Origin of the sequence: Andreprevotia sp. IGB-42, assembly GCF_009848685.1 — a bacterium.
In the GTDB taxonomy this organism is placed as follows: domain Bacteria; phylum Pseudomonadota; class Gammaproteobacteria; order Burkholderiales; family Chitinibacteraceae; genus Andreprevotia.
The window spans coordinates 501,083-525,462 of sequence record NZ_WXTX01000001.1 but is presented as its reverse complement, the minus strand read 5'-3'; the positions used below and the strand labels follow the sequence as shown (position 1 = coordinate 525,462).

Sequence of the window (24,380 nt, the reverse complement as noted above, 5' to 3'; positions counted from 1 at the left end):
AGGAAAGCGCGCTTGACCGCATGCTTCCGGTTCAGCAACGAGATGGTTTGCATGGCCGCACGAATGCAGCGTTCAAAGCAGTCGGGCGCGCCAGACAGCCTCATGCCCCGATTGCCTCGCCTTGCGGTACGGCGTGGCCGCGGATCAGTCCGCCGGCGGATGTGCGCTCGGAAATCACGCGTGCGGGCGCACCGGCAACAGTGCAGTTACCCTCGGGGAAACTGCGATTCACCACTGCATTGGCGCCGATCACCATGTTGTCGCCCAATACGATCTTGCCGTACAGCTTGGCACCGGGACCGATATAGACGTTGTCGCCCAGCACCGGCGCTTCATCGAGCGTGCCCAAGTTGGTACCCAGATTGGTGCAGACATGGATGCGGCAATTGGCGCCGACGCGCGCGTAGCTGTTCACCACGATGGTGCCACGATGCGGAATGGCCAGTCCGGGGCCGAACACATTGGGCGGGATCGAGTAGCCGAGCAAACGGCCCAGTTTGCGATGACGCCATTCCACCCATAGCCGCAGCAGCTTGTTCTTGCGGCAGTTCTTCAGGTATTCCACGCGGCGCAGCAGGCGCTGGTATTGCCAGCGATCGTTGAACAGGCGCTGGAACAGCGTGTTGTCGGCCCCGAGCGAAATGCGGTCGGCTTCCAGATAGCGGAGGTAATCCTCGCGGGAACGGATCATCGGTTGCTCCTTGCTGCGGCAATCGCCAGGGTGTTGACCCGGATGAACGATGCGATCAGCACGATATTGAGTGACTGTGTCGTTCGCCAGTACGCGCTCTCGGTGATATCGAGAATCGCCATGAAGACAAAGAACATCAGGTGGAAATAGAACTCGGTACCGGCAATGCGGCGTGCGGCGAAGATGCGCTCTAACCAGGTCAGCAGGAACAGCACCAGCAGGCCGATGCCGATCCAGCCCAGATCATTGAAGAGGTCGATATAGCCGTTGTGCGCCTGACCCACGTAACCGCCGCCAAAGCGATAGGCGATATAGCCGGCGATACTGTCCACGCCGTTCCAGAAGCCGCCATAGCCACCGCCCAGCCACGGGTTCTGGAAATGCGAGTTGTACAGCACCAGCTCCCACAATTCGGTACGGCCGGTGAGCGTGGATGATTTGCCCAGCGCACCGAATACGATATCGATGATGCCCTGCACATCCGGGATGAGCCCGGCAACGAACAGCGCGAACAACACCACCAGCAGCATCAGGCCGGTACCCAGTACCAGCGGCTTGGCGATCTGGCTGTTGCGCGCCTGCGCAATGGTCCATGCCACGCCGCCCACCATCAGCGCCACGGCCAGCGCCAGCGTGCAGCTGGAACTTTGCGAGCGCCACAATACGAATACCGCCAGTACCGCCAGGCCACCACCCACCCACACGCGGCCGGTCAGCGCCAGCGTGGCATAGATCAACACACCCAGCGTGGCGAGCTGCCCCAGTTCATTCTTGTGCGAAGCCACGCCACGCCAGCCGATGGCGGTCACGCCATAGGCTGGCCACGCCACGGCCACCATCACCGACGAGATCAGCAGAATACCCACCGGCCAGTAATGCCAGTGCAGGAAATCCACCGGTTCGTTGCGCAACTGGCCAAACGTCGCCACGCACAGTGCCACCACGATCCACAGCAGGATCGCGCGCTTGAGCGTGATATCCGGCACGACGGACCACGCGGCGGATACGGCGATGTACAGCAATACCAGCATACCGACCGCGCTGGCCCAGCCGAACGCCATCGGTTGCGTGCGGGTGTCGCCACGCCGCAGCACCCAGATTGCGCCGCCAGCCAGCCCCAGCCATTGCAGCTGTCGGCCGATGCTGCCGCCGCCACCGGTTTGCGATGCACCCAACGCCACGATCGCAAACACGCTCAGGAACAGCGCCAGTGCGTACAGGCGGCCGCGCCATTCTGGCTGTGCGGCAAAATGGAGGGCAGGATTACTTGTATTCACGATAGGGTCCGTTTACCAGCCCATACATCAGGCCCAAACCGATGGCAACGCGACGGCGCACCCACAGCCGGCCCGCCTGCGAGCGGAACGGGCTGATGGCCAGCGCCGGCAGGCTGCGCGCCAGCACGTACGCAATCTTGGCCACGATGCGGGCACTGCTGGCCACGCCGGCACGGCGGCTCAGCGTGGCTTCTACCGAGCCTACCCGGAAGCTGCGCTTCACCAGCCAGCGCGCGTTGGCGCGTGCCGCCGGTACTTCTTCGCGCACTTCTGCGTCTTCGGCAAACACGCCTTTTGCACCTGCTGCATACAGATGGCGGAAAAAGACATAGTCCTCGCCACCGCTCAAGCCCAGTGCCGGATCGAAGCGCAATGCCGGTGTGCCAAGGATGCGGCTATCGATCAGCACATTGCCGGTGCGCGCTTCCAGTAGTGGCATCGGCGTGCCACTCGGGTGTGTTGCGCGCTCATAGAACCCGCCTTCGATCAGCCAGTGCGGCATGTCCGGCGGGTAAATGGGCGTGACCGGACCGAACACCAGTTGGGCCTGGAAATTGCCGGCAGTGCTGACCAGGCTTTTCAGCCAGCCGGATACCGCCACTTCATCATCGTCGATGAAGGCGATGTAATCGGCATTGGCGTTGTCGAGACCGCGATTGCGTGCCAGCGAGATGTTCTGCTGCGGTTCGTGCAGGTAGGTGAGCGGGAACGGAAAGCCTGCCTGGCGCGCAGCCACCACCTCGGCGGCCGAGCGGGCAGGGTCGTTGTCGATCACGTACAGGCTGGGTTGCAGGCCATCACGCTCCAGCGCGGCCATGGAATCGAGCAGGTCGCTGAGCATGCCTGGCCGGCGGAAGGTGCAGACCAGGATGGCAACCGTAGGGTTGTGCAGGGGCTTATACATGGCGCTTCTTCCATAGCCACAGGGCGATGGCGGCTTCAGCCACGATCAGCGCCAGCGGGCAGTACAGGGGTTGGTGGGTGAACGCGGCCAGCGGAATGAACAGCGCATAGAACAGCACGCAGCCGGCAAGGCCCGCCTGGAATACCACGCGGTAGCCGGTGGGATCGGCCAGCAGGGCAGTGGCGACGACGGTACGCCCCCACTGGATGATGAAATACACCGCCCATAGCGCCACCGACAGCAGCCACATCTGCGGATCGATGAAGTGCGGCAGGATGGCGGGCACCCACAGCGACACTGCCGCCAGTACTGCAGCAAAGCTCGCGACGATGAACGCCGCCCATACCACCTGGCGCCATACCAGCACCCATTTTTCCTTTTGCTGGCCGGCCTGTTCCATGCGGGCAAACACCGGCCGGTAATAGCCGGCCCAGCCCTGGATCATCAGACCGATCGGGGTATAGAAGAGCCGGGTGGCCGCCAGCAAGGCCACCGCAGCCTTGCCCTGCACGGCGTCCAGGTAGAACCAGTAGCCATTGCTGAACAGCCAGGTCACACCCACGCCCGGCAGCGCCCAGCGTGCGCATGCCCACAATTCGGCACGGAATGCCTTGTCCAGCTGCTCGAATTCGGGCGTCCTGGTATTGGCAGCAAAGCGGGGGCGTTTCAGCAATGCCCACAGCGCCGGCAATGCAACGGCAACGATGGCGAGGCCCAGACTCATGCCGCGGTAGTGATATGCCAGCAGCAGGATCAACGTGGACAGCAGGAAGTAGACGATATCGAGCCGCAGCAACGACACCAGATCACCCAGCAGCAACCAGATGGCGCGGCGCAGGTCGCGGAACAGCAGCAGCCCGAAGCCCACCGGTACACCTGCCCACAGCCACTGCGGCATGCTGTGCGGCGCCTGCCAGTGCCAGTACGCCATCAGCACCAGGCCACCCAGCAAAGCCAGCACCACACCCAGCCGCACCCCCCAGCTCACCGCGTGTTCGCGTGCAGCCACGCTCATGCGCCCGGATAGTGTTACCAGCGGCGACAGCAGCAGCGCGTTCTGTATGCTCGACAGCAGCACATAGGCATTGATGAACAGCACGTAGGCCGAGTAATCATCGCGGCCGGCCCAGTGCAGCACCGCCAGCGACGAGAGGAAACTCACGCCACTGACGAGGCCCTGGCATACGAAGGACAGCAGCGGACGCGGTACGCGCGCCAGCGTGTTGCCCAGCCAGCCGCTGCGGCTGGTCATCGCAGGTACGGCAATGTTTGCGGCATTGCTCATGCACCTACCCCGAAGAAGGCACGGCGTGCCGCTGGCGAGGCAATCTGGTACAGATCGTCGATGAACGCCGCCTGTTGCCGGTAGGCAAGGCCGCTATCGGCATCCAGGGACGACACGCGGAAAATCAGCCCGTCCTCGATGCGCCCGGCGAGGCCGGCGGCAATCTGCGCCAGCTTGAGATCCGTGGCATTGCGCTGCGGCTTGCCGCCCAGCGTAATCCAGTAGGTGATGGGCTCGATGCGCTCGCCCTGCACCGCCACCAGCCGCCGTACCGGCACCTGCTGGCCTTGCAGCATCAGCGTGCTGCTGCTGCGCGCCTCGATGGTGAAGCCCTGCGCCGGGTAGCAGATTTCCGGCTTGTGCGCCTGCTTGCCGGCGTTATCGCGCTGATCGTCGCTGTAGGCGATCGACAGCATGATGCGCTGGCCGCGGGCATTGCGGTAGGTACGGGTGAGTACTTGCGAGTAGACCTTGCTCACGCTCTGATCTAGCTCTGAAGCGGTGACGGCAGGTTGCGCCAGGTTGTCCTGCGTCCACGGGCCGAACTCTGTCGGCACCATTTGTTCCAGTTGCACCGGGTGCTTGCGCGCGCTGAATTCGGTTGGTGTGAGCGAGCGGGCGGCGACTGCGGTCAGTGCCATCAGCGCGAACAGCAGCGCGCTGCGGGTGAGGGCGGAATTCATTCGGTTCTCCGGTCGGGCAGTACAAGGCCCAGCAAGGCATCGAACAGGTAGAGGCCACCCAATGCCACTGCAAACAGCGCGATACCGGCGAACTGGTGGATGAAGCCTTGGCCGGCTGCATCGCCCCAGTAATAGGTCACAAGCACCAGGATCAATACGCGCACCACGTTGGCGGCAAAAGCCAGCGGGGCGATCAGCAGGCACAGCAGCAGCGAGCGCAGCCGCGAGGTATGGTGGACGAGGTAGACATACAGCGAGCCCATCGCCAGCAGGCTGAACAGCGAGTTGAGCCCGGAGCAGGCATCGGCCACCAGCAGCCGGTACGGGCCGATGCTCAGCATCACGCCGGTGCGCGCAATCGGATAGCCTGCCGTGTAGAGGATCTGTTCCACCAGCGCGGATACATCGCCCTTGAGGCCGGTGGTCAGCCAGTCGACCAGTACGCCGGGTAGCGGGATCAGGAACACGATGAAGCCCAGCGCAAATGCATGCTGGCGCAGCAGCTTCCAGCCACCTTCCAGCACCAGCAGCCCTGCCAGCAGCGGGATGAAGGCGCCGATTTCCAGTAGCCAGATTTCCTGTGAACGGCCCAGCACGTAGGCAAGCAGGCCCGCGCAGATCAGCGGCCAGCCCCATGCTGAGCAACGGCCCGGCGAGGCGCCACGCTGGCGCCAGAACAGGTAGAGCACCACCAGCAAGACCAGCGGGCCATGTCCCTGTTCATTGCTCTGCCATAGCCCGGTGCCCAGATCGTATAGCGTGGGCAGCAGCAGGGCGGCCAGCCCGGCAAGCACCAGCAGATTGCGGGTGATGAAACGTCCTATCTGGAACGGGGGGAAAACAGCTGCCTGGTCTGCCGTCATGTCAGTGCCTGGCCTTGTCGAGCACGCAGCCAACCACCTCGGTACCTGCAACGCGCAATTGATCACGCAGCATCGCCACGTCGGCTACGGCGGTCTTGTTGCGCTGGGCCAGCAGCAACGCACCGCGTGCGCGCGCACCGATCAGCTGTGCATCGGCCCCCAGCGACAGCGAAGGGGCATCGAACAGCACTACATCGAACTGTTGCGCCAGTTGCTCGCACCACAGTGCAAACTCCTGGCGTGACAGCAGTTCCTGCGGATTGGGTACCTGGGTGCCGGCGGCCAGGATGGAGAGGCCGGGCAGCGTGTGCAATTGCTGGATGCAGGTGCTGGGTTCGGCGCGGCCTGCCATCAGGTCGGTCAGCCCGTGGCGGCCCTTGAGGTCGAACAGCGTCTGCTGCTGTGGCTGGCGCAGGTTCGCATCCACCAGCAGTGTGCGTTCTCCCATCTGCGAGAACACCACTGCCAGATTGGCGGCAAGGATGGAGGCGGAAGGACCGGCTTCGCTGCCGACTACCATCAGTGCATGCTGTTCGGCTTCGAACCAGCGCAGCAGCAACTGGCTGCGCAAGCTGCGCAGCGCCTCCACCTCGGGCGAGAACGGATTGCAGGCGGCGGTAACCAGTGGGCTGATGCTGCTTTCGCCGCTGTGTGCGTACGAGTAATCGAACTGGGCAGACAGCGCGCGGCGGATATCGGCATCGCTGACAAGGCCAAGTTCGACGGCGGCTTCACCGAAGCGCAAGCCGCGGCGTCTCTGATGTTCCAGCACCAGAGCCGCCTGGGACTGGGTAATGCTGCCACGTTCGAGCAACAGGGTGCCAATCCGGGCATGTGCCTGCGGCAGCGGAATCGCGTTGGGCGTATTCATGGTTCAGCTCGCTTGTGGCTGGTGTTGGAAAAAGCCCTTGCGGGGCTGCTTCTTGCTGGTCACCAGGCTCAGGTCAGCCAGCACCGGCAGGCCCAGCAGGCGCTGCAGATCGTTGGCGGAGCGCACGCGGCGGTTGAGCATTTCAACCAGCAGTGCGCAACCCGCTGCCAGCACCACGCCCACAAACAGCGACAACAGCACGTTCAGCGTGACGCGCGGCCGGCTGTGGCGCATGGGCTCGGTGGCCTCGTTCAGCACGGTGACGTTGGTTTGCTCGGAGCGGCTTTCCAGCATGGTTTGCGACAGGCGCTGCATGGCCGAGTCATACGCGCGCTGCGCGCTATCGACGTCGCGTTGCAGTACATCAAGGCGTGCACGCTGCGACTTGAATTCCAGTACGCGGTCTTTCTGCTTCTGCAATGCCTGCTGCAGCGAGGCCTGGCGCGATGCCGAATTGCCGGCCGCGTTGTCCATGCCGCCCGCGTACTGGCCCAGCATCTGGTTCAGCTGATTGCGGGTGGATTCAAGCTCTGCCCTGGCCTGCAGGTAATGCGGGTGATTGGGCCCGTTCTTGGCTGCAATCTCGCTGAACTTGGCTTCCTGTGTGGCAAGCTGGTTCTTCAGTTGCTGGATCAGCGGGTTGTTGAGCACATCGGATGCGCCAGCGCCGCCACGTGCACGGGATTGCGCATCGAAAGCCAGTGATTGCGCCTGCACCAACTGGGTGGTGATCTCGTTCAGGCGCTGTGTTTCCATGTCCATGCGCTCGTCGGAGGCCACGATGCCCTGTTCCTGCTGATAGGCAGACAACTGGTGCTGGCTCTTCTCCAGGTTCTGCTGCAAACCCTTGATCTGCGACTGGAAGAAGTCGTATTTCTTCTGTGCGGCGGCAGTCTGCATATCGGCAATGGTGTGCACGTAGGCAGCGGCAAAGGCATTGGCCGTTGCTGCGGCAAATTTGGGATCACCCCCGGTAAAGCGCAGGTTGATGATGTTGCTCTCGCGGCTGGGGCGTACTTCCAGCCCGCGCAACAGGCGGCCGGCAAACCAGCTGCGGATATCACCCTCGCCCTTGCCGGCCTCGCGGAACTGGGCTTGCGCCTCCGGCAGGTTTACCACGCCCATCGCATCGACCACCTTAAGCGCGACGGCCATGCTGCCGATGATCTCGACTTGGGTGGCCATGTAACTGGGGGCCAGGTAACCGGTAACCTGCTGCCCGGTGACGGTATCGACCGCCTTGACGTCAAGTGCCACCGTGGTATCGGCGGTGTATTGTTTGGGCAGCAGCAGGCTGGCAATCAGCGTGACCAGCACCACCAGCACGAATACCGGCAGCGCAATCCAGCGTCTGGCCTTGAGGACCTGGAAGAAAACAGAAAAATAAGCGGGCATGGCTACGTCGTCCTTGTGTGAGCGCCTTAGAACAGGCTTTCCTGGACGTTGATCACGTCGTTGTCCTGCACCGGGTCACTCAGGCGTGGCGCAATGACGGCGGTGCCGCCTTCCGGCTTGCGGCGCTCGATCTCGAGGCCGCGCTTGGTGGCGCGCTGGTTGAAGCCGCCTGCAGCCGCGATCGCCTGCACCACGGTCATACCGGGCTCCAGACGGAATGCACCCGGGCGGTTGACCTCGCCGTATACATAGATCTGTTGCATGCGCGGCACGAAAATCACGTCGCCATTGCGGATCTGTGTGGCCGGATCGCCTTCCTTCGACTGGCTGAGGAATTGCGACAACAGGATTTCGTTGCGCGTTTCGCCACGGGTCAGTACCACGCGGTCACCCCCGGTGGGGGCTACGCCGCCGGCCAGTGCCACGGCGTCGACGATATTGGCAACGCCGTCCAGGTCATAACGGCCCGGCTTGTTCACTTCGCCGATCACCGTCACGCGCTGACTGCGGTACTGGGTGATCAGTACGTTGACGAAAGCCTTCTTGACGAAGCCGCCTTCATCCAGCTTGGTGGCAATCAGGCGCTCCGTTTCCGAGAAGGTAAGGCCCGCCAGCTTGATACGGCCGATCAGTGGAAAAGCCAGCTCGCCGCTCTGGGTCAGTTGCAGCTCGGTATTCAGATCGTCATGGTCATAAACGGTGATCTTTACCACGTCGCCTGCACCAAGCCGGTATTCAGCAGCGGCGAAGGCGGGCAGTGCGCAAAGCAGCACGCAAAACGCAATCAGCAAACGGCGCATCATTGCAGCCCCTTCAGGCCGGCCTTGATGCTGGCATCCGTGACGTCCTGCTGCGCCACCGGCTGTACCGCAGCCGTTGCCGAGGCAAAACGCTGCAGGTATTCGATCTTGGTGGTGTCGTGCAACGCTTTCATCCGGGTGGCGACTTGTGTCTGCACGCGATTGCTCTGCAGGTAGTGCTTGACGCTCTCGGCGGACTGGCTGCCATCGAGCGGAGCCGGGGAGGCGCTCTTGAGCTGCAACAGCAGCAATTTGTCACCCTCCGCCAGCGAGGTGATGTCACCCACATGCATTGCTGCAATTTGCGGTAGCAGTGCCATCGGCACCTGTTCGGCGTTTTTCTGGGTATCGCTTTGCTGGAAGGCAATACCGGCTTTCTGCAGCAGCGCGATGGTTTCTTTCGGGGATTTCGATTGATCCAGCATCGCTTCCTGTTCGGGCTTGAGTGCGGAGTGCGCGATGGCGAACACTTCAAACTCATAGCGTCGGCGTTCACTGAACAGCAACGGGTTATCCGCGATGAATGCATCGATCTGCGCCTGCGTTGGCGGCTGGGCTTTGCCAAACTCGCGCTCGGCCGCTGCACGGGCCAGGATCTGCCGGCGCGCGGCATCGATGGCCTGCACCACGTTGGGGTCACGATCAAGCTTGAGCGTCACGGCTTTCTGCACCAGCAGTTCCTGGTCGATCAATCCGTCAAGGATTTGCTGCTTGGTAGTAGGGCTGGCCGCTGCAGGTTGCTGCGCCAGCAGGAAGTTGAGCTGATGCACGGTGATTTCAGCATCGCCTACACGGGCGATTACCTGGCTGGGGGAAGTCTTTTCTTCTGCCGCCGGCTTGCATGCACTCAGTGCCACGGCCAGTACCAGTAGCACTGCGGTATTGCGTTCACGATATCGCATGGTGGTCTCGATCAATCTATTGCGTGCTTGGGATGAAGTTCAGTAGGCGTTTTTGTCATGCACCATCATCAGTGCAGTCTTGGCGACGATTTTCAGATCCAGCCAGATCGACCAGTTGCGCAGGTAGTCGAGATCGAACTCGATCCGGCGCTGCATCTTGTCCAGCGTGTCTGTTTCGCCACGGAAACCGTTGACCTGGGCCCACCCGGTAATGCCCGGTTTGACCTTGTGGCGCATCATGTAGCCCTTGATCAACGCGCGGTATTGCTCGTTGTGGGCATTCGCATGTGGGCGGGGTCCTACAATGCTCATGCGGCCCTGCAGCACGTTGATGAACTGCGGCAACTCGTCGAGCGAGGTCTTGCGGATCAGCCCGCCGATCGGCGTCAGGCGCTGGTCGTTCTTGGTGGCCTGCACCACCTTGTCGCCGTCTTCCATCACCGTCATCGAGCGGAACTTGTAGACGAGGATGCTCTCGCCGTCGGCGCCATAGCGGCGCTGTTTGAAAAGCACCGGGCCCTTGGAGGTGAGCTTCACCGCTACGGCCACGCCCAGCATGATCGGCCAGATCAGCGTCAGCAGCGCGCACGCGATCACGATGTCCGAGAAGCGCTTGAGCACGCCGCGCAGGCCCACGAACGGGCTCTCGCAGATGGTCACCACCGGAATGCCGGCAATGTGGTCGAAACGCGCCTGGATCAGGTCGAACACGAACAGGTCCGGCACGAAGTAGATCGACGCGGTGGAATCGTTCAGCCCGTCCAGCATCTGCATCACGCGCGGTTGCGAGCTCATCGGCAGCGAAATGTAGATGTTGTTGATGCAGTGATCGCGCACATAGGCAGGCAGGTCCTTGAGCTTGCCGATGATTTCATCGGCGTTTACGCCCGGCAGGCGGTCATGCTCGCGGTCGTCGAAATAACCCTTGAATTCGATGCGGTGCAGCGGATCGTTGCGTAGCGCATCCGACAGCGCGCAACCCGGGCGGTTGGCGCCCACCACGATGGCGCTGCGCGTGCCTTGCGTGCTGCCGCGTGATGCCAGCAGGAACGGCCGGAACATCGCATGCACGCCGATCAGTGCCGCAGGGGCCACCAGGAACCAGGTCAGGATGTATGGCGGATGGAAATAGGCGGCAAAGCCGGTTGCCCAGCCGATCAGGCAGAGTACCGCGCAGATGAACAACCATTGCACGGCAAAACGTCCCAGCCCGAGTAATGGGCGCTCGTGCCCCGGTACGAACAGGAACACGCCGTCGAGCACCTGTGAGGTCAGCAGGAAGGTCACCACCGCCAGCAGGCAGCTGTAACCATCGAACGTGACCTGGAACGGCAGTGACAGCAGATACAGGCTTGCAACCACCACGACAGGGTCTATAAATGACTTGAAGAAACCGGTCAGTGGCGCTGCAGTCACCAGTTCGCTGAAACGGTCGTTGAGCTGGGACAGGTGCGGCGGCAGGCCGGCATCTTCGATGATCTGCGGCGGCAGATCCTTGATGGCTAGTTCGGAATGACTCACGCTTTAATCCCCCATACCCTGGCGCAGCACGCTGCACCGTTGTTGCTTGTACATCAGTAGCGATATCCCAGATTCAGGCCCAGTTGCGCCGACGTATAGTCATTGGCGGGCAGTTCGGAATCACGCGTTTGGTATTGCCCGTACACACTGACGAACCATGATTTATGCCACTCGTACTCAAGGCCAAGGCGCAGGTAATCGGTGGTTTCGTCGTAATCGAAAACCTGTTGCACATGGCGCAATGTGCGGCGCCAGGACGCATCGACCACGGTGTGGCCGGTGGCTTGCCACTGCACGGCCAGCCGGAAGTTGTCGTCGACATTGCGGCCGATGTTCTGGCCCGGCGCTTCGAAATCGCGCTGGTAATCGATGCTGACGCGCGTTTTTTCGCTTGCCTGCCAGATGGCTCCGAATCCACCGGTTCCCGTCTGGCGCCAATCCCCGTCGCCGTAGTAGCGCCAGCTGGCAATGCCCAGATTGGCGGTCAGCGTGGTCTTGCCGCTTATGGGCCAGCTCACGTTGCCGTGCAACCCGCGTTGGCGATAGCCACGTTCGGCCAGGGGGGCAATGGCATAGTCGCGGTCGTAATCGACATCGAGGTAGTCGGCCATCACCTTCACCTCGCTGCCCCGTCCGGTACGTAGTCGTACCCCGGCTGCCGCAGTCTGCTGGTGCAAATCCAGATAGCCACGGCTGTCGTGCTTCTGGTCTCCGCTGGAAACTGCGGCCAACACCGACCAGTGCGAATCCAGCGCGTAATCCGCTTCCGCGCTGGTGGTGCGCTGGCGCACCAGGTCTTTCTGCCCCAGCAGCACATCTTCGAAAGCCGACAGCGTGTGCTGATCCTCATAGGCCAGCTTGCCCGACAGCGGGCTGCCCACCTGCCAATGCCAGGTTGCCGAGCCTTGCCAGCCCTGGTAGTCGAGCTGCCGGTGTGACAGGTAGGTAGGCCGGAACACATCCCCCTCCAGCACGAAGCGCTGACGCGAAACGGTTTTGTCGATACTGCCACCTGCACGGGCCTCAACCACCGTGTCACTCTTTTTTCCTACTGCTGACGCAGCACCGTCCGAGACGCGGAACAGGTTGCTGTCGTACAGCGTGTTGACCTCGGCATGAGCAGTGAAGACATCGTCGTCGTCATATGCGGCGGCCGCTTTGCCGGCCGCGCCAATCAGGGCAACACCGAACATCACGCCCCAAGCTGGCAGCACGCCGGGGCACAACATCGAGAAACGGTAAAAACGCATTGCATTCAACAGGTAATTGCGGGTCATCCTGAAGCGCTGCTGCCCGGCACGGACTGGATTCCGGCCCGGCAGCGCGCCCGGATGCTTAACCGCGCTTGCGACGACGCGCAAGCAGTACACCCATCAGACCGATACCCATCAGGGCAACGGTTTCAGGTTCCGGAACCGGGGCCACGTTCAGGTTGAAAGAGCCCAGCCAATCGCTGTTCTTGTTCAGCGAAAACGCATAGCTGTAGGTGCCTGCTTCCGGAATGAAGAAGCTGCCGCTGAAGCTTTGCGCACCTGGCGAGAACACCTGCGAAACCAGCGATTGGCCGGTGCCGGTGGGGGACATCAGGAACAGAACGCCGAACAGGCTTTCCAGCTGACCACCTGCAACGCTGGGGGTGGCTGAGTAGCTGAGTGTGAATGGCGTGCTGCTGCTGAAGGTATCGAAGGCAAACAGTGTGTGCTGGTCGCTCGAGAAGGACTTGCTATAGGCCGCATGGCTCAGGCTGGCTGCGGCAAGCAGCAGCGAAGCGACGACGGTTTTGGCGAGAGTGTTGGCAAAACGCATGTTTCGTTCTCCTTGCATAAGAAAATACTTGTTTACAAAACCCTGACTGTTTGGTGTGTTTTTTGTCCAGCGCAGGATGCCACGGCATATGTTTCATTACAACGACAAAACCCAGGCAGCAGATAAACGTAAGTCTTGTAGTACATTAGAAATGACTGTGAAAGTCGCGCGGGTATTGGTTTTGCGGCGGTTTGTGATCTGTTTCACAATTTTTGTTATTTTTAACACCCACTGCATGAACGGTTGAGAATGCGCTGGCTTTTACCATTATTTCGAATAAGAACCAAATAGCCGTTCTGCACAAATTTGATTCATCTGTTGAAAAATGCACCTTTGTAGTGCTGACAGACTACAAATCAACAAAGTTGTCTGAAAACGCTTTCATGTACGTAATACAAGGCTTCTGGCCTACACATTTTCCTACGTATTCCGACATTTTTTGTAGGTGTCCGTCCTTCAATACCACTACAAGCTACATACATCGTAATGGGTGATGATGAATTAATGATGGCGAGGAAATGAATTGATAATTAATTGAATGGCGAATGAAAAAAATATGGTCATCTCGGTGTTATGTAATTGACATGGATAATTGCACGTAGGAAGAATTCTTACATGACGATCATGCTGCGTTGCACAAGTTTCGTGGCTTCCAAGGCAGGTTGTCAGAAAAAAACCGTCAAAATCTGACTTTTTTGGTAAGTTTGTGATTTGTGAGGGTTTAATCCGATAGCACCGTCTTTTATGAAAAACGCATAACGACCTGCAATGGGATCGTAATGACAATGCAATGCGCGTTTCCGGATTGCTGCCAGCCTGGGCGGCGCGGTCTTGTGTAGTGGAGGTCGACCGCGTTTCACGATCCGGACAAACAAGCGGGCGCTTGCTGGCGACAGGGCGGAACTACATCGGGGTGCCGGGCGCCCCGGGCGACTGATTCTAGCGATGCAGCGTGTGCAGGATCAGCACGGCGATCCGTTGCGGATCATCCAGCGGCAAGCGGGGCAGGTTTGTGCCATCGATGTGACTATCCGGTCTGTCGCAGGCGATGGCGACTACCCCCGGCTCGCCCAAGCCGCGTGGCTGCCTGCCCTGCGCCGCACGGTGCACGATCAGTCGCGGCATGGCGATGCTGGTATAGCCTTCTACGAGCGTGACATCGGCCGGAGCCAGCCGTGCCAGCAACGTGGCAAGACCAGGCTCGGTTTCATTGGCCAGCTCATGCATGATTGCGTAGCGGTAGGGTGTGGCAAGCAGCACTTCCTGTGCGCCTGCGCTGCGGAAGCGCGCACTGTCCTTGCGCTGAGGCTCCAGCTCGATATCGTGATGGCTGTGCTTCACCACATTGACGGTCAGGCCCTGCGCGTTGAGGATGGGCAGCAAGGCCTCGATCAGCGTGGTCTTGCCCGCACCGGAGTGCCCGCAGATGCCGAATAGCGCCATCAGCCGCCCGTATGCGCCATGATGCGGATGATCTTGCCCGGTTGCTCGCGGAATTCGTGCCGCTCGGGCTTGAGCTCGATGGCGTCGCGCAGCGCGGCAATCAGCTCGGTATCGCTGGCGCCGCCGCGCAGCAGCGGGCGCAGTGCCAGTTTCTCTTCCTGGCCCAGGCACAGGTACAGCGTGCCATCCACAGCCAGCCTTACCCGGTTGCAGGTGGCACAGAAGTGCTGGCTGATCGGCGTGATGAAACCGATATTGCCACTGCCATCGGGTAACTGCCAGTAGCGCGCCGGCCCGCCGCCCATTTCCAGCGCTTGCGGGATCAGGCCGAAGCGGGCCACCAGTTGATCGCGTACACCATCCAGCGGCAGGTAATGGGCATTGCGGCCCGTGTCGCCCATGGGCATGGCTTCGATCAGGCGCAAGGTAAAGCCGCGGGCAAGGCAGAACGCTGCCATCGCCTCGATTTCGCCATCGTTCACGCCCTGCATCACCACCATGTTGAGCTTGATGGGGGCAAAGCCTGCTGCCTGCGCCGCGTCCAGCCCGGCCATCACCGCAGGCAGGCTGTCGCGCCCGCTCACACGGGTTACGCAATCGCGCTTGAGCGAATCCAGGCTGATATTCAGCCGTTTTACGCCGGCGGCATGCAATGCCGTGGCGTGGCGGTCGAGCTGGGTGGCATTGGTGGAGAGCGACAGGTCTTCAATCCCCGGCAATACCGATAGCCGGCCGGCCAATTGCGCCAGATCCTTGCGCAGCAGCGGTTCGCCTCCAGTCAGCCGTACCCGGCCAACGCCCAGCAGGCCAAACAGGCGTACCACACGCTCGATCTCGTCGAAAGTCAGCCAGTGTTCGGGCTCTTCGAAATCCTTGAACCCTTGCGGGATGCAGTAGCTGCAGCGCAGATCGCACCGATCGGTCACCGACAGCCGCAGATAGCTGATGCGGCGATTGAAGCGGTCGATCAGGGGACGGGGCAGCGGGGCGTTCATGTCAGGCCGGCATTGCAAGGGGCGGGGCGATGGCAGCCAATGTGGCGGCATCGTTGATATTGGTGAACGGGGCATCAAACATGACTTCTGCCACCCCCGCCAGCGCCTGCCATTGCATCACGCTGTAGTGCCCGGCATCCAGCGCCGCCTGCAGTACCGGCAGCGTGGCGCGGTGGATCAGGCAGGCCAGTGGCTGGGCGCGCTCGGCATTGCATGCACGGACGACTGCTGCCTGGCTGCGTGCCTGCCACAGCTGCGTGGCAAGATCGCCGGGCAGCTGTGGCACGTCACAGGGCAGTACCAGCAGGTAGTCTGCGCAGGTGGCGAGCAAGCCGGCCTCGATACCGGCCAGTGGCCCGCAAAAACCGCTGCGGGTATCGGTCAGCACGGTATGACCATGCTGCTGGTAGCACGCCAGATTACGGTTGGCGGAAATCCACACTTGGCCCACCAGTTGATGATCCAGCTGGTTCAGCACGTGCCGGTAGAGCGGCACGCCATCGAGCAACACCAGGCCCTTGTCCTGACCGCCCATGCGCCGGCCTTCGCCACCGCACAGAATGAGCACATCCGGGCGCTCAGTCATGCTGCCCCCAACGGCTGCGGGCATTGGCATCGCTGGTTTTTGCATCCACCCACTGCTTGCTGCGCCTGCGCTCCTCACACTTCCAGAACGGGGCATCGGTTTTCAGTGCGTCGATCAGGAATTCGCAGGCGGTCAGCGCGGCCTGGCGATGCGCGCTGGCGGTCAGCACCAGCACGATGCGCTCGCCGGGCTGCAAGCGGCCGATGCGGTGGATCAGCGTTACCCCCAGCAACTGCCAGCGGGTGACCGCCTGCCCGGCCAGCGCGGTCAGCGCTTTTTCCGTCATGCCCGGATAGTGTTCCAGCGTCAGCGCCAGCAATGGGTCATCGCCATTGTCTGCACGCACGCGGCCGACAAAACAGCCGCAGCCGCCGATACGGTGATCGTCGTCATGCAGGCAGGCTTCCTCTACACCGGGATCGAAATCCTCGTACTGCACGGCAACCCTGATGCGTGGCGGGGTGCCACAGGCGGCTTCCATCATTTCAGCCTCCGGTCACCGGCGGAAAAATCGCCAGTTCGGCACCATCATGCACTGCTGTGTCCAAGGTGGCCATTTCCTGATCCACCGCCACGCGGAATACGCGCGGGCCGCCCAGCTCTTCCGCCCATACGCCGCCACGGGCGATCAGCAGGTCGATCACGTCGCCCACCGTGTACGGCACGGCAGGGATGCCCAGCGGTTCGGCATCACGGCCGAACTGCTCGCGCAGGCGGGCAAAGTAGCGCAGGTGCAGGGTACTCATGGCAGCGCTCCCGGTGGATTGATCAGGGTATTTTCCGCAACTTGGGCCGTCATGGCTATCGGCGATTGCCGACCGGTATGTACTGCGGCGCCATACCCGTACTGCAGACGCGGGATCGCTCCCCATCGCAATGACGTCTGGTCGGTGCCGGGCAGCGGAAATGACAATACCGGCATGCATGAGATGCTGGCACAGAGCAATCCATGCTTTATTCAGGAAGCTGCCACTGCGGACAGACGCGTTACGAGGTCGAGGGCGATTTTCAGCATGGTCATCGAGTGCAACTGCACGCATTGCCAGCGCAAGGGCTATCTGCTGTGGTTCGTGCCGCGTGACGGCTTGCGGCTGCATATGCCTGAAAGCGCGTTGGCGTTAGTCAACAAGCATGTGATTGCGCACCATTTTTGCGCTGGCTGTGGCTGCGCGCCATTCGGCATGGATAGCGACCCCTCCGCGCGCCCATGACTGCAATCAATGTGCGCTGCCTGCAAGATGTTGATCTTGCCACGCTCAAGCGCTCGCCATTCGATGGCCGCAGTTACCGACCAGCGCGCGACATTCAGGTTGCGATCAAACACAGACCCTGACGCGACTTTCCCTTAGGGGTAAATGCCCATTAAGTTTGGCATCAGCATGCTGCTAGCATCGTTATACCTTCCCGAGGAGAGCGATCATGCAGCACAGGGCACTGTTAAGCGCGATATTGATGACGGCGGCGCTAGCCGCCTGGGCCAAACAGCCAGTAGCCACCGGCCATGGCGGCGCGGTGGCGACGATCTCGGATCAGGCCAGCCGGGCGGCGATGGAGATTCTCGACGCTGGCGGTAACGCAGTGGATGCCGCGGTGGCGGCGGCCGCCACGCTGGGCGTGACCGATCCGTTCAGCTGTGGCGTGGGCGGTGGCGGCTTCATGATGATCTACTCGGCCAAGGACAAACGGGTGATCACCATCGATCACCGTGAAACCGCGCCGGCGTATTTCAGCCCCACGGTGTTCCAGAAAAACGGCAAGGAAATCGAATGGGATGATGCGGTGCCGACCGGTCTCTCGGTGGGCGTGCCCGGCACGGTGCGCGGCTGGAATGAAGCGCTGACCCGTTACGGCACGATGAGCTTTGCGCAGGTGCTCAAGCCGGGCATCCGCGTGGCCGAGCAGGGCTTCAAGGTTGAGCCCAACTTCAACCGCATCAATACGCTGAACGAAGCCAAGTTCGGCCGTTTCGAATCCACATCCAGCCTGTACCTGAAAGAGGGCAAGGCCTTGCCGGTGGGCACCTTGTTCCGCAACCCCGATCTGGCCAATACCTACCGGGAAATCGGCAAGGGTGGCGTGAAGGGCTTTTATGAAGGTGCGTTGGCGCAAAGTATCGTCAAGGCGGTGAATACCCCACCCACCAAGGCTGGCGTGACGGTGCTGACCGGGCAGATGACGCTCAATGACCTCAAGGACTACGAAGCCCGGCTGCGCCAGCCCATTCGCTCCAGCTATCGCGGCTACGAGCTCTATGGCATGCCCATGCCATCCAGCGGCGGCATCGCCATTGCCGAGGCACTCAATATCCTCGAAAACTTCGATCTGAAATCCATGCCGCGCACGCAGGCCGAGCACCTGTACCTGGAGGCGTCGCGCCTGGCGTTTGCCGATCGCAATGCCTACGTGGCGGATGGCGAATACATTGATGTGCCCAGGGTGGGCTTGCTCTCCAAAGAATACGCGCGGGAACGCGCCCGGCAGATCGACCTGAAAACCGCGCATGGCAAGGCCACGCAGGGCGATCCGTACCCGTTCCAGAACGACCTGTCGGTGCCGCTGCGCCCGCAGCCGGCGCTGGCGGCGGAACCCGCACACACCACCCACCTGACGGTGACCGACCGCGAAGGCAATATCGTCGCCTATACCTTCACCATTGAAGATTGGGGTGGCAGCGGTATCGTCGTGCCGGGGCGGGGTTTCCTGCTGAACAACGAGATGACCGATTTCGAGTTCAGTGGCCCGCACCCCAATGTGCCGGAAGCCGGCAAGCGCCCGCGCTCCAGCATGAGCCCCACGCTGGCGTTCAAGAACGGCAAGCCTGCGTTCTCCATCGGCTCTCCCGGCGGTTCCACCATCATCACCACGGTGATGCAGACCATCGTCAACCACGTGGACCTGGGCATGAGTCTGGGCGAGGCACTGGCTGCACCACGCATGAGCCAGCGCAATGGCGACAAGACCGAGGTGGAATCATTGCTGAAGTTTGTCGGCAGTCCGCAGGCTCAAGCGCTGGAAGCCTATGGCCACACCTGGAGCGAAACCGATGAAATCGGCGCCGCCAATGGCCTGCGCTTCAACGATGATGGCACGGTGACCGCGGTGAGCGAGCCGCTGCGCCATGGTGGCGGCAGTGCCATCGTGCAGAAGCAATAGCACCGCCCCAAGTGGCAGGCAAAGGCGGGGGCAACCCCGCTTTTGCTTTGTTGCGGGTAGACCGGGGTGCTACAGGCACTGCCCCAGCCTGAGCAAGGCCGCGACATTGTGGGCGGTATGCTGCAGGTTGGCCGGCGCATCTGCCAGCGCCTGTTCCAGCGTGCAGGGCTGCGGCAGCACGCTGAACATCGCGTCGATGCCGTGCCGGTGCAGCATGGCCGCGTTGTCGCCCAGGCTGCCGGCAATGGCGATCACCGGTTTGCCGTGGGCGCGGGCCCGTTGCGCCACGCCGGCCGGTGCCTTGCCATGCGCTGTTTGCCCATCCAGCCGGCCTTCGCCGGTAACGACCAGGTCGGCAGCAGCGATGGCTGCATCCAGGCCGATGGCCTCGCTGACGATATCGATACCCGGGCGCAGTCGTGCATCCAGCACCGCCAGCAGCGCGGCGCCCAGGCCGCCGGCTGCACCGGCCCCGGCGATGGGGGCAACATGCCGCCCGGTAGCCCGTGCCAGCACGCTGGCGTAGTGGGCAAGGTTGGCGTCCAGCGCCGCCACCATGGCTGGCGTGGCGCCTTTCTGCGGGCCGAACACCGCTGCTGCACCCTGTGGGCCGCATAGCGGGTTGTCTACATCGCAGGCAACGGCAATCGTGCAATCGGCAAGCCGTGCATCCAGCCCGCCAAGATCCACGCGCGCCAGTTGGTCCAGTGCGCCACCGCCGGCGCGGATCTGCGAGCCTTGTGCATCGTGCAAACCCGCCCCCAGCGCCTGTAGCATGCCTGCGCCGCCGTCGACGGTGGCGCTGCCGCCGATGCCGATGATCAACTGCCGCGCACCGGCATCGAGCGCTGCGATGATCAGCTCGCCCGTGCCATGGCTGCCGGTCAGCAGCGGGTTGCGCCGGGCAGGGGGCACCAGCGCCAGGCCACTGGCAGCGGCCATTTCAATGATGGCGGTATCACCGTCGCCGCTGAGACCGAAGAATGCATCGACCGGCTGGCCCAACGGGCCGGTGACGGTTGCCGCCACTACGCGGCCGCCGGTGGCCGACACAATCGCATCCACCGTGCCTTCGCCGCCATCTGCCACCGGCAGGCACACGCAGCGGGCTGCCGGAAAGCCGGTGGCGAAGCCTGCCAGTATCGCGGCCGCAACCGCACTGGCCGGCAGGCTTTCCTTGAACGAATCCGGCGCAATGACGATGTTCATGGCGGCAAGGGCGGCTTAGCGCAACAGCTCGGCAATGCGGAACTCTTCCAGCGGCGGATAGCGCTTGAGTGCGCGCGCGGTCTGCATGTTCACCACCAGCGAAAAGCGCTGCAGTGTTTCCATCGGTATGGCCGCGGCGGTTTTGCGTTTCAGCAGGATCTGCTCGGCCTTGTAGCCGGCAAACGCACCGGCATTGTAGTAATTGCCTACCAGGCCCATCAGTGCGCCGTTCTTGCGTATTGGCGCTTCGGTGGCCGATATCACCGGTACGCCCGCGGCAGTGGCCGGCGCGACAATGGCATCGGCTTGCTGGATCAGCGATGAATCGGAGGGCAGGTACAGGTAATCGATCTTGCCGATCAACAGCTGCTGCACCGCTGCGGCAATGGCCTCCGGCGTGGCCTTGCCGGCGTCGTCCAGCGCAATGGCTGCGGGCAGCAACGTATAGCCGAAGCGCGCGGCATTATCCTGCAGGTCTTTCACCGCCAGCAGCGAATTGGGCTCTTGCGGGTTGTACACCACGCCCAGCCGGCCGATCTTGCCCAATCGCTCGGCCGCCTTCAGCTGGTCGGCCATCGGCACCAGGTGCGATACGCCGGTGAGGTTGCGCCCGGAGCTTGCCAGCGTGTGGCTGAGCTTGGAGCCCACCGGGTCCGCCACGATATTGAATACCACCGGAATATTGCTGATGGTGCCGGCAGGATTTGCATTGTCGGCCTTGCCCACGGTAGCTAGCGTCATCGACGTGCCAAAGGTGTAGATCAGGTCAGGCTTGAGCTTTTTCGCTTCCGCGATGAAACCGGGGATCTTTTCCTTGTCCTCGGCTGCGTCGCGCACGATGAACTCCACCGGAAGGCGAGCTTTCAGGTAATCCATGAAGCCGCGTTCGGCATCGGTGCTGCCGCGGTAAAGCAGCATCATCACGCGGTAGGGTTTTTGCTCTGCGGCACGGGCCAGCAGTGGCAGCGCCAGCAGCGCCAGCAGCAGCAATCGTTGCAGGTGTTTCATGCGGGTACCGCCCTGGCGTTTTGTGCATCGAAACGGAAGAACAGCAGCATGAACAGCGTGGTGGTGCACAGGATCAGCAAGCCCACGCCGTAAAACGCGCCCTTGAAGCCGTAGCTGGCAATCAGCGCACCGGCAATCAGCGGGCCCAGCACGTTGCCCAGCCGCTCCATCAGCCGGAAGATGCCCGTGGTGGTGGCCTGGCCCATTTCCTCCACCGCATCCTTGCAATAGTCGCCCACCAGCGCCAGTTGCGGCGATACCCCCACTGCGTGGGCGATGCCCAGGCAGGTGATGCTGATCAACACCCCCAGCGGGCTGTCGTTCAGGTAGGTGGCAAACATGCCGATGGCCGCGGCGTAGCCGCCGGCAATCACGAACCAGCGCCGGTGGCCCAGCGCATCGGCCAGCCGGGCAATCTGTGGTGACAGGATGATGATGGCCAGGCCATACGCCATCATCATGCGGCCGGTGCCCGATTGCGATGCGCCCACCGATTTCAGGTATAGCGGTACCGAGTAATACAGGAAGCCGGTCAGCGCGATCTTGGACGGAATCGCCGTCAGGAAGGTAATGGCGGCAAACTGCTTGTGGCGCAGCAAGGTGGCGAAGTCAGCTAGTTTCAGATTTTTGCGGCTGGCACCACCACCGCTCTTGCGGCGGATCACCCGGGCGACGAATACCGCGGCAGCGGCGGACAGCAGCGCAGACAGTACGAAGGTGGGCCGGTCGCCCAGGCGGTCCACCAGGATGCCACCGATGGCAGCCCCCGCCAGCGAGCCGGCAAAGAACGTGGACAGGAACAGCGCCATGCCGCGGGTGCGCTGGTGGGCCGGCGTGTTGTTGGCGATATAGCTTTGCGCAGTGACGAACACCGCACCGTAGCCGATGGCGGTAATCGAGCGCCACAGCAGCAGGTCGAAAAAGGTTTGCGATACCGCCGTCAGCAGCAGGCCGGCGGTGGTGATGATGGCGCCCACGCTGAATGCACGCCGGTAACCGACGCGGTCACACCATTGTCCGGCCCACGGCATGGCCAGCGCCCATACCAGCATGAAGACCGATATCGGCAGGCTGCTGGTCAGTTGTTTGGACAGCCCAAGCGCAGGATCGTAAAACTGTCCGGCATACACCGGGAAGAACGACAGCGACAGCGAATCCGAAAACACCAGCAGGAAAAACGGCCAGCGGATGTAATCGAGCGCGGTCACGTACAGCGTGTGGCGCTCGCCCTTGTCCAGAAAGCGGAAGCCATGGGTCGGGGTGATCCGGCCTTGCTGGCGTGCCGCCGTGCGTAGCTGCTGGTAACGGTGATTGATGACCTTGACCACATGGTTGAGGTGGCGGTTGAGCTTGCCCACACCACCCAGATAATCACGCGGCAACTGCCAGCTGAAATCGCCCTCGCGCACCTTGGCCAGGAAATCATGCAGCAGCGTCACCGGTGTCGCCACGGTCAGCGTCAGCAGCAGGCGCAGCAGCTCCAGTGCCACCAGCCCGGCCACGATCAGCACGGTGACAAGATCGAGCACCACGTCGTTCAGTTGCTGGCGTGCCACGTCGGCCTTCTGTCCCAGATGCAGCCAGCCGATCTGCTCGCCGTGGCTGCGGATGGGAATGGCGGTATTCAGGTAAGGGCCGACCTGTTCGCTGGTCAGGCCCTGTGTCCAGTGCGCCAGCCGGTCTTCCAGCTCGCCACGGTTGGCAAGGTCTTTGGCGCGGCTGTTGTATAGCGCTTGCCCCCAGCCATTGGTGATGATCAGGTAATCCACCTTGGGGTTATCGTGGCGCACGCCATCCAGAAAGGTATCCACGCCCTGCAGCTCGGCAAACGGCACGCCGTAATCGAGTGCCTTGTCGAGCACGCGCAGCACCGATGCGCCGATTTCACGGTCGCCGGCCGCCATCTGCGGCGTGAGGCCGGTTTCGAAATCGCGCAGCGCCAATAGCGAGAGCACCGCAGATGCCACTACCAGCAAAGCCACGGCCAGCGCGATCAGTCTGATTTGCAGGCGCTTCATGGTTGCTCCGGTGCTGCGGGGGTGATCAGCCTGGCCGATTCACGGCTGCTGCGGATGAATTGCGGGATGTCCTGCGCCAGTTCTTCGCCCAGCGCCTTGAACTGCGGGATTTCCGGCGGATCCGGATCCAGTGCGTGATCGATGGCATGTGCGGCCAGATCCAGCTCGCGGCTCATCTTGCGGGTCAGCAGCCAGACCGCCAGCGGCGTCACCGCAAAGACTGCCAGGCTGACCAGCAGCCACAGGCGCAGCAGCCGCAAGCGCATCGCCGTGGTGGCGTTATCGATGGCGCTGCGCGGATAGCCGATCACCAGCGAACCGATGGCCACACCAAAGCTGTTCCGGTAGGGCAGCCCCAGATAGTAGAGCGCGTCGTCCTGCTTTTGCCAATCGTTCTGTGCTGGTGCACTGGCGGGGGTGACAGCCCAGTCCTGGCCAGCAGGCAGGGTGCCGGTGGCCACCAGTTGCTTGCCGGCTTCATCCACCACGGCCATGAACTGCACGCCGGCCGATTCCTGGCGCAACTGGCCAAGCAAGCCTTCCAGCCGGGTGTTGGCCGCCGGATCCAGCCCCACGTTCAGGCCGGATTCGATCGCCTGACGTACATCCTTGCCCAGTACCAGGTAGCGATCCAGTTGCAGCTGGCGATAGCTTTTCTGGTAATTGAAGAAATTGAGGAAGGCGATCAGGCCGACCGACATGCTGACCACCAGCGCGATCGGCAGCCCAAGCTGCAACCACAGCGGCCAGTGGCGGGGCAGTACACGAGAGAACATTCAGCTTCCGTTCAGTTTTGTAGGTTGTTGTCTGATCCGATGATCAGCAAAAGCAGGCTGGATTTTTTGCAAATTGAGACTACAGCTAATAAGACCGATGTCTGGCCCGTGAAAACATTAGAGAAATCTAATCGACTTGTTCATCCACGCATTGTCATTTTACTCTGAGAGGATGAAAGTATGACGATGCGTTT

The 24,380-nt window shown here is 62.0% G+C and carries 23 protein-coding genes and 1 pseudogene; 2 read left to right on the top strand and 22 right to left on the bottom strand.

The features are described from left to right. Positions 1-100: 100 nt before the first annotated feature. The 18 genes and pseudogenes from IGB42_RS02375 to IGB42_RS02290 all read right to left on the bottom strand — a co-directional run bounded on the left by IGB42_RS02375 (position 101) and on the right by IGB42_RS02290 (position 16,768). The gene (locus IGB42_RS02375) at positions 101-691 is read right to left on the bottom strand and encodes a serine O-acetyltransferase (protein WP_159666103.1); all 591 of its coding nucleotides are present in this window, start codon (positions 689-691) and stop codon (positions 101-103) included. Beyond that, positions 688-1,968 (bottom strand): O-antigen ligase, encoded by a 1,281-nt coding sequence (locus IGB42_RS02370; protein ID WP_159666100.1) that lies wholly within the window; start codon positions 1,966-1,968, stop codon positions 688-690. Before IGB42_RS02370 ends, IGB42_RS02375 begins: the two co-directional genes overlap by 4 nt. Next, entirely contained in the window at positions 1,955-2,872 is a 918-nt protein-coding gene (locus IGB42_RS02365; RefSeq protein WP_159666097.1) for a glycosyltransferase family 2 protein, read from the bottom strand. Before IGB42_RS02365 ends, IGB42_RS02370 begins: the two co-directional genes overlap by 14 nt. Continuing rightward, positions 2,865-4,157, bottom strand: a complete 1,293-nt coding sequence (locus IGB42_RS02360) for a hypothetical protein (protein ID WP_159666094.1) — start codon at positions 4,155-4,157, stop codon at positions 2,865-2,867. The genes IGB42_RS02365 and IGB42_RS02360 overlap by 8 nt, the downstream gene beginning before the upstream one ends. Continuing rightward, entirely contained in the window at positions 4,154-4,840 is a 687-nt protein-coding gene (gene epsI, locus IGB42_RS02355) for an exosortase-associated protein EpsI, B-type (RefSeq protein WP_159666091.1), read from the bottom strand. Before epsI ends, IGB42_RS02360 begins: the two co-directional genes overlap by 4 nt. Next, the gene (xrtB, locus tag IGB42_RS02350) at positions 4,837-5,703 is read right to left on the bottom strand and encodes an exosortase B (protein ID WP_159666088.1); all 867 of its coding nucleotides are present in this window, start codon (positions 5,701-5,703) and stop codon (positions 4,837-4,839) included. Before xrtB ends, epsI begins: the two co-directional genes overlap by 4 nt. 1 nt (position 5,704) lies before the next feature. Then, positions 5,705-6,574, bottom strand: coding sequence for a polysaccharide biosynthesis tyrosine autokinase (locus tag IGB42_RS02345; RefSeq protein WP_159666085.1), 870 nt, complete (start codon positions 6,572-6,574; stop codon positions 5,705-5,707). Positions 6,575-6,577: 3 nt separating this feature from the next. After that, positions 6,578-7,969, bottom strand: a complete 1,392-nt coding sequence (gene epsF / locus IGB42_RS02340; protein WP_159666082.1) for a chain length determinant protein EpsF — start codon at positions 7,967-7,969, stop codon at positions 6,578-6,580. Between the two features lie 26 nt (positions 7,970-7,995). Next, positions 7,996-8,772: an SLBB domain-containing protein gene (locus IGB42_RS02335; protein WP_159666079.1), complete on the bottom strand. Its 777-nt coding sequence runs from the start codon at positions 8,770-8,772 to the stop codon at positions 7,996-7,998. Beyond that, the gene (locus IGB42_RS02330) at positions 8,769-9,671 is read right to left on the bottom strand and encodes an EpsD family peptidyl-prolyl cis-trans isomerase (protein ID WP_159666076.1); all 903 of its coding nucleotides are present in this window, start codon (positions 9,669-9,671) and stop codon (positions 8,769-8,771) included. The genes IGB42_RS02335 and IGB42_RS02330 overlap by 4 nt, the downstream gene beginning before the upstream one ends. Before the next feature lie 39 nt (positions 9,672-9,710). Then, the gene (locus tag IGB42_RS02325) at positions 9,711-11,192 is read right to left on the bottom strand and encodes an undecaprenyl-phosphate glucose phosphotransferase (protein WP_236822466.1); all 1,482 of its coding nucleotides are present in this window, start codon (positions 11,190-11,192) and stop codon (positions 9,711-9,713) included. Positions 11,193-11,245: 53 nt separating this feature from the next. Beyond that, a complete protein-coding gene (locus IGB42_RS02320) occupies positions 11,246-12,469 on the bottom strand; it encodes a hypothetical protein (RefSeq protein WP_159666073.1) in 1,224 nt (407 codons plus the stop codon). Positions 12,470-12,527: 58 nt separating this feature from the next. Then, positions 12,528-12,620: pseudogene (locus IGB42_RS22625) on the bottom strand (PEP-CTERM sorting domain-containing protein); the annotation flags it as partial. Positions 12,621-13,937: 1,317 nt separating this feature from the next. Next, complete coding sequence (gene mobB, locus IGB42_RS02310) at positions 13,938-14,441, bottom strand: molybdopterin-guanine dinucleotide biosynthesis protein B (RefSeq protein WP_159666067.1); 504 nt, start codon at positions 14,439-14,441, stop codon at positions 13,938-13,940. Continuing rightward, positions 14,441-15,436 (bottom strand): GTP 3',8-cyclase MoaA, encoded by a 996-nt coding sequence (moaA, locus tag IGB42_RS02305; RefSeq protein WP_159666064.1) that lies wholly within the window; start codon positions 15,434-15,436, stop codon positions 14,441-14,443. The genes mobB and moaA overlap by 1 nt, the downstream gene beginning before the upstream one ends. 1 nt (position 15,437) lies before the next feature. Then, the gene (gene mobA, locus IGB42_RS02300; RefSeq protein WP_159666061.1) at positions 15,438-16,022 is read right to left on the bottom strand and encodes a molybdenum cofactor guanylyltransferase MobA; all 585 of its coding nucleotides are present in this window, start codon (positions 16,020-16,022) and stop codon (positions 15,438-15,440) included. Further along, complete coding sequence (locus IGB42_RS02295; RefSeq protein ID WP_236822465.1) at positions 16,015-16,506, bottom strand: molybdenum cofactor biosynthesis protein MoaE; 492 nt, start codon at positions 16,504-16,506, stop codon at positions 16,015-16,017. Before IGB42_RS02295 ends, mobA begins: the two co-directional genes overlap by 8 nt. A 1-nt stretch (position 16,507) precedes the next feature. Next, entirely contained in the window at positions 16,508-16,768 is a 261-nt protein-coding gene (locus tag IGB42_RS02290) for a MoaD/ThiS family protein (RefSeq protein WP_159666058.1), read from the bottom strand. 51 nt (positions 16,769-16,819) lie between these two features. Here IGB42_RS02290 and IGB42_RS22115 point away from each other — a divergent pair, with 51 nt between their 5' ends. Further along, on the top strand, positions 16,820-17,233 hold the full coding sequence (locus IGB42_RS22115; RefSeq protein WP_236822464.1) for a hypothetical protein: 414 nt from the start codon (positions 16,820-16,822) through the stop codon (positions 17,231-17,233). A 208-nt stretch (positions 17,234-17,441) separates the two neighbouring features. After that, entirely contained in the window at positions 17,442-19,175 is a 1,734-nt protein-coding gene (gene ggt / locus IGB42_RS02280) for a gamma-glutamyltransferase (RefSeq protein WP_159666055.1), read from the top strand. A 69-nt stretch (positions 19,176-19,244) separates the two neighbouring features. On the opposite strand, the gene IGB42_RS02275 is transcribed toward ggt, so the two are convergent. From IGB42_RS02275 to IGB42_RS02260, 4 genes are read right to left on the bottom strand one after another with little or no spacing between them, the layout of a single operon-like run. Further along, complete coding sequence (locus IGB42_RS02275) at positions 19,245-20,384, bottom strand: glycerate kinase (RefSeq protein WP_159666051.1); 1,140 nt, start codon at positions 20,382-20,384, stop codon at positions 19,245-19,247. Positions 20,385-20,399: 15 nt separating this feature from the next. After that, positions 20,400-21,392, bottom strand: coding sequence for an ABC transporter substrate-binding protein (locus IGB42_RS02270; RefSeq protein WP_159666048.1), 993 nt, complete (start codon positions 21,390-21,392; stop codon positions 20,400-20,402). Next, positions 21,389-23,410 carry an MFS transporter gene (locus IGB42_RS02265; protein ID WP_159666045.1) on the bottom strand — a complete coding sequence of 674 codons (2,022 nt, stop codon included), beginning with the start codon at positions 23,408-23,410 and terminating at the stop codon, positions 21,389-21,391. Before IGB42_RS02265 ends, IGB42_RS02270 begins: the two co-directional genes overlap by 4 nt. Then, the gene (locus IGB42_RS02260; protein WP_159666042.1) at positions 23,407-24,186 is read right to left on the bottom strand and encodes a hypothetical protein; all 780 of its coding nucleotides are present in this window, start codon (positions 24,184-24,186) and stop codon (positions 23,407-23,409) included. Before IGB42_RS02260 ends, IGB42_RS02265 begins: the two co-directional genes overlap by 4 nt. Positions 24,187-24,380: the final 194 nt, after the last annotated feature.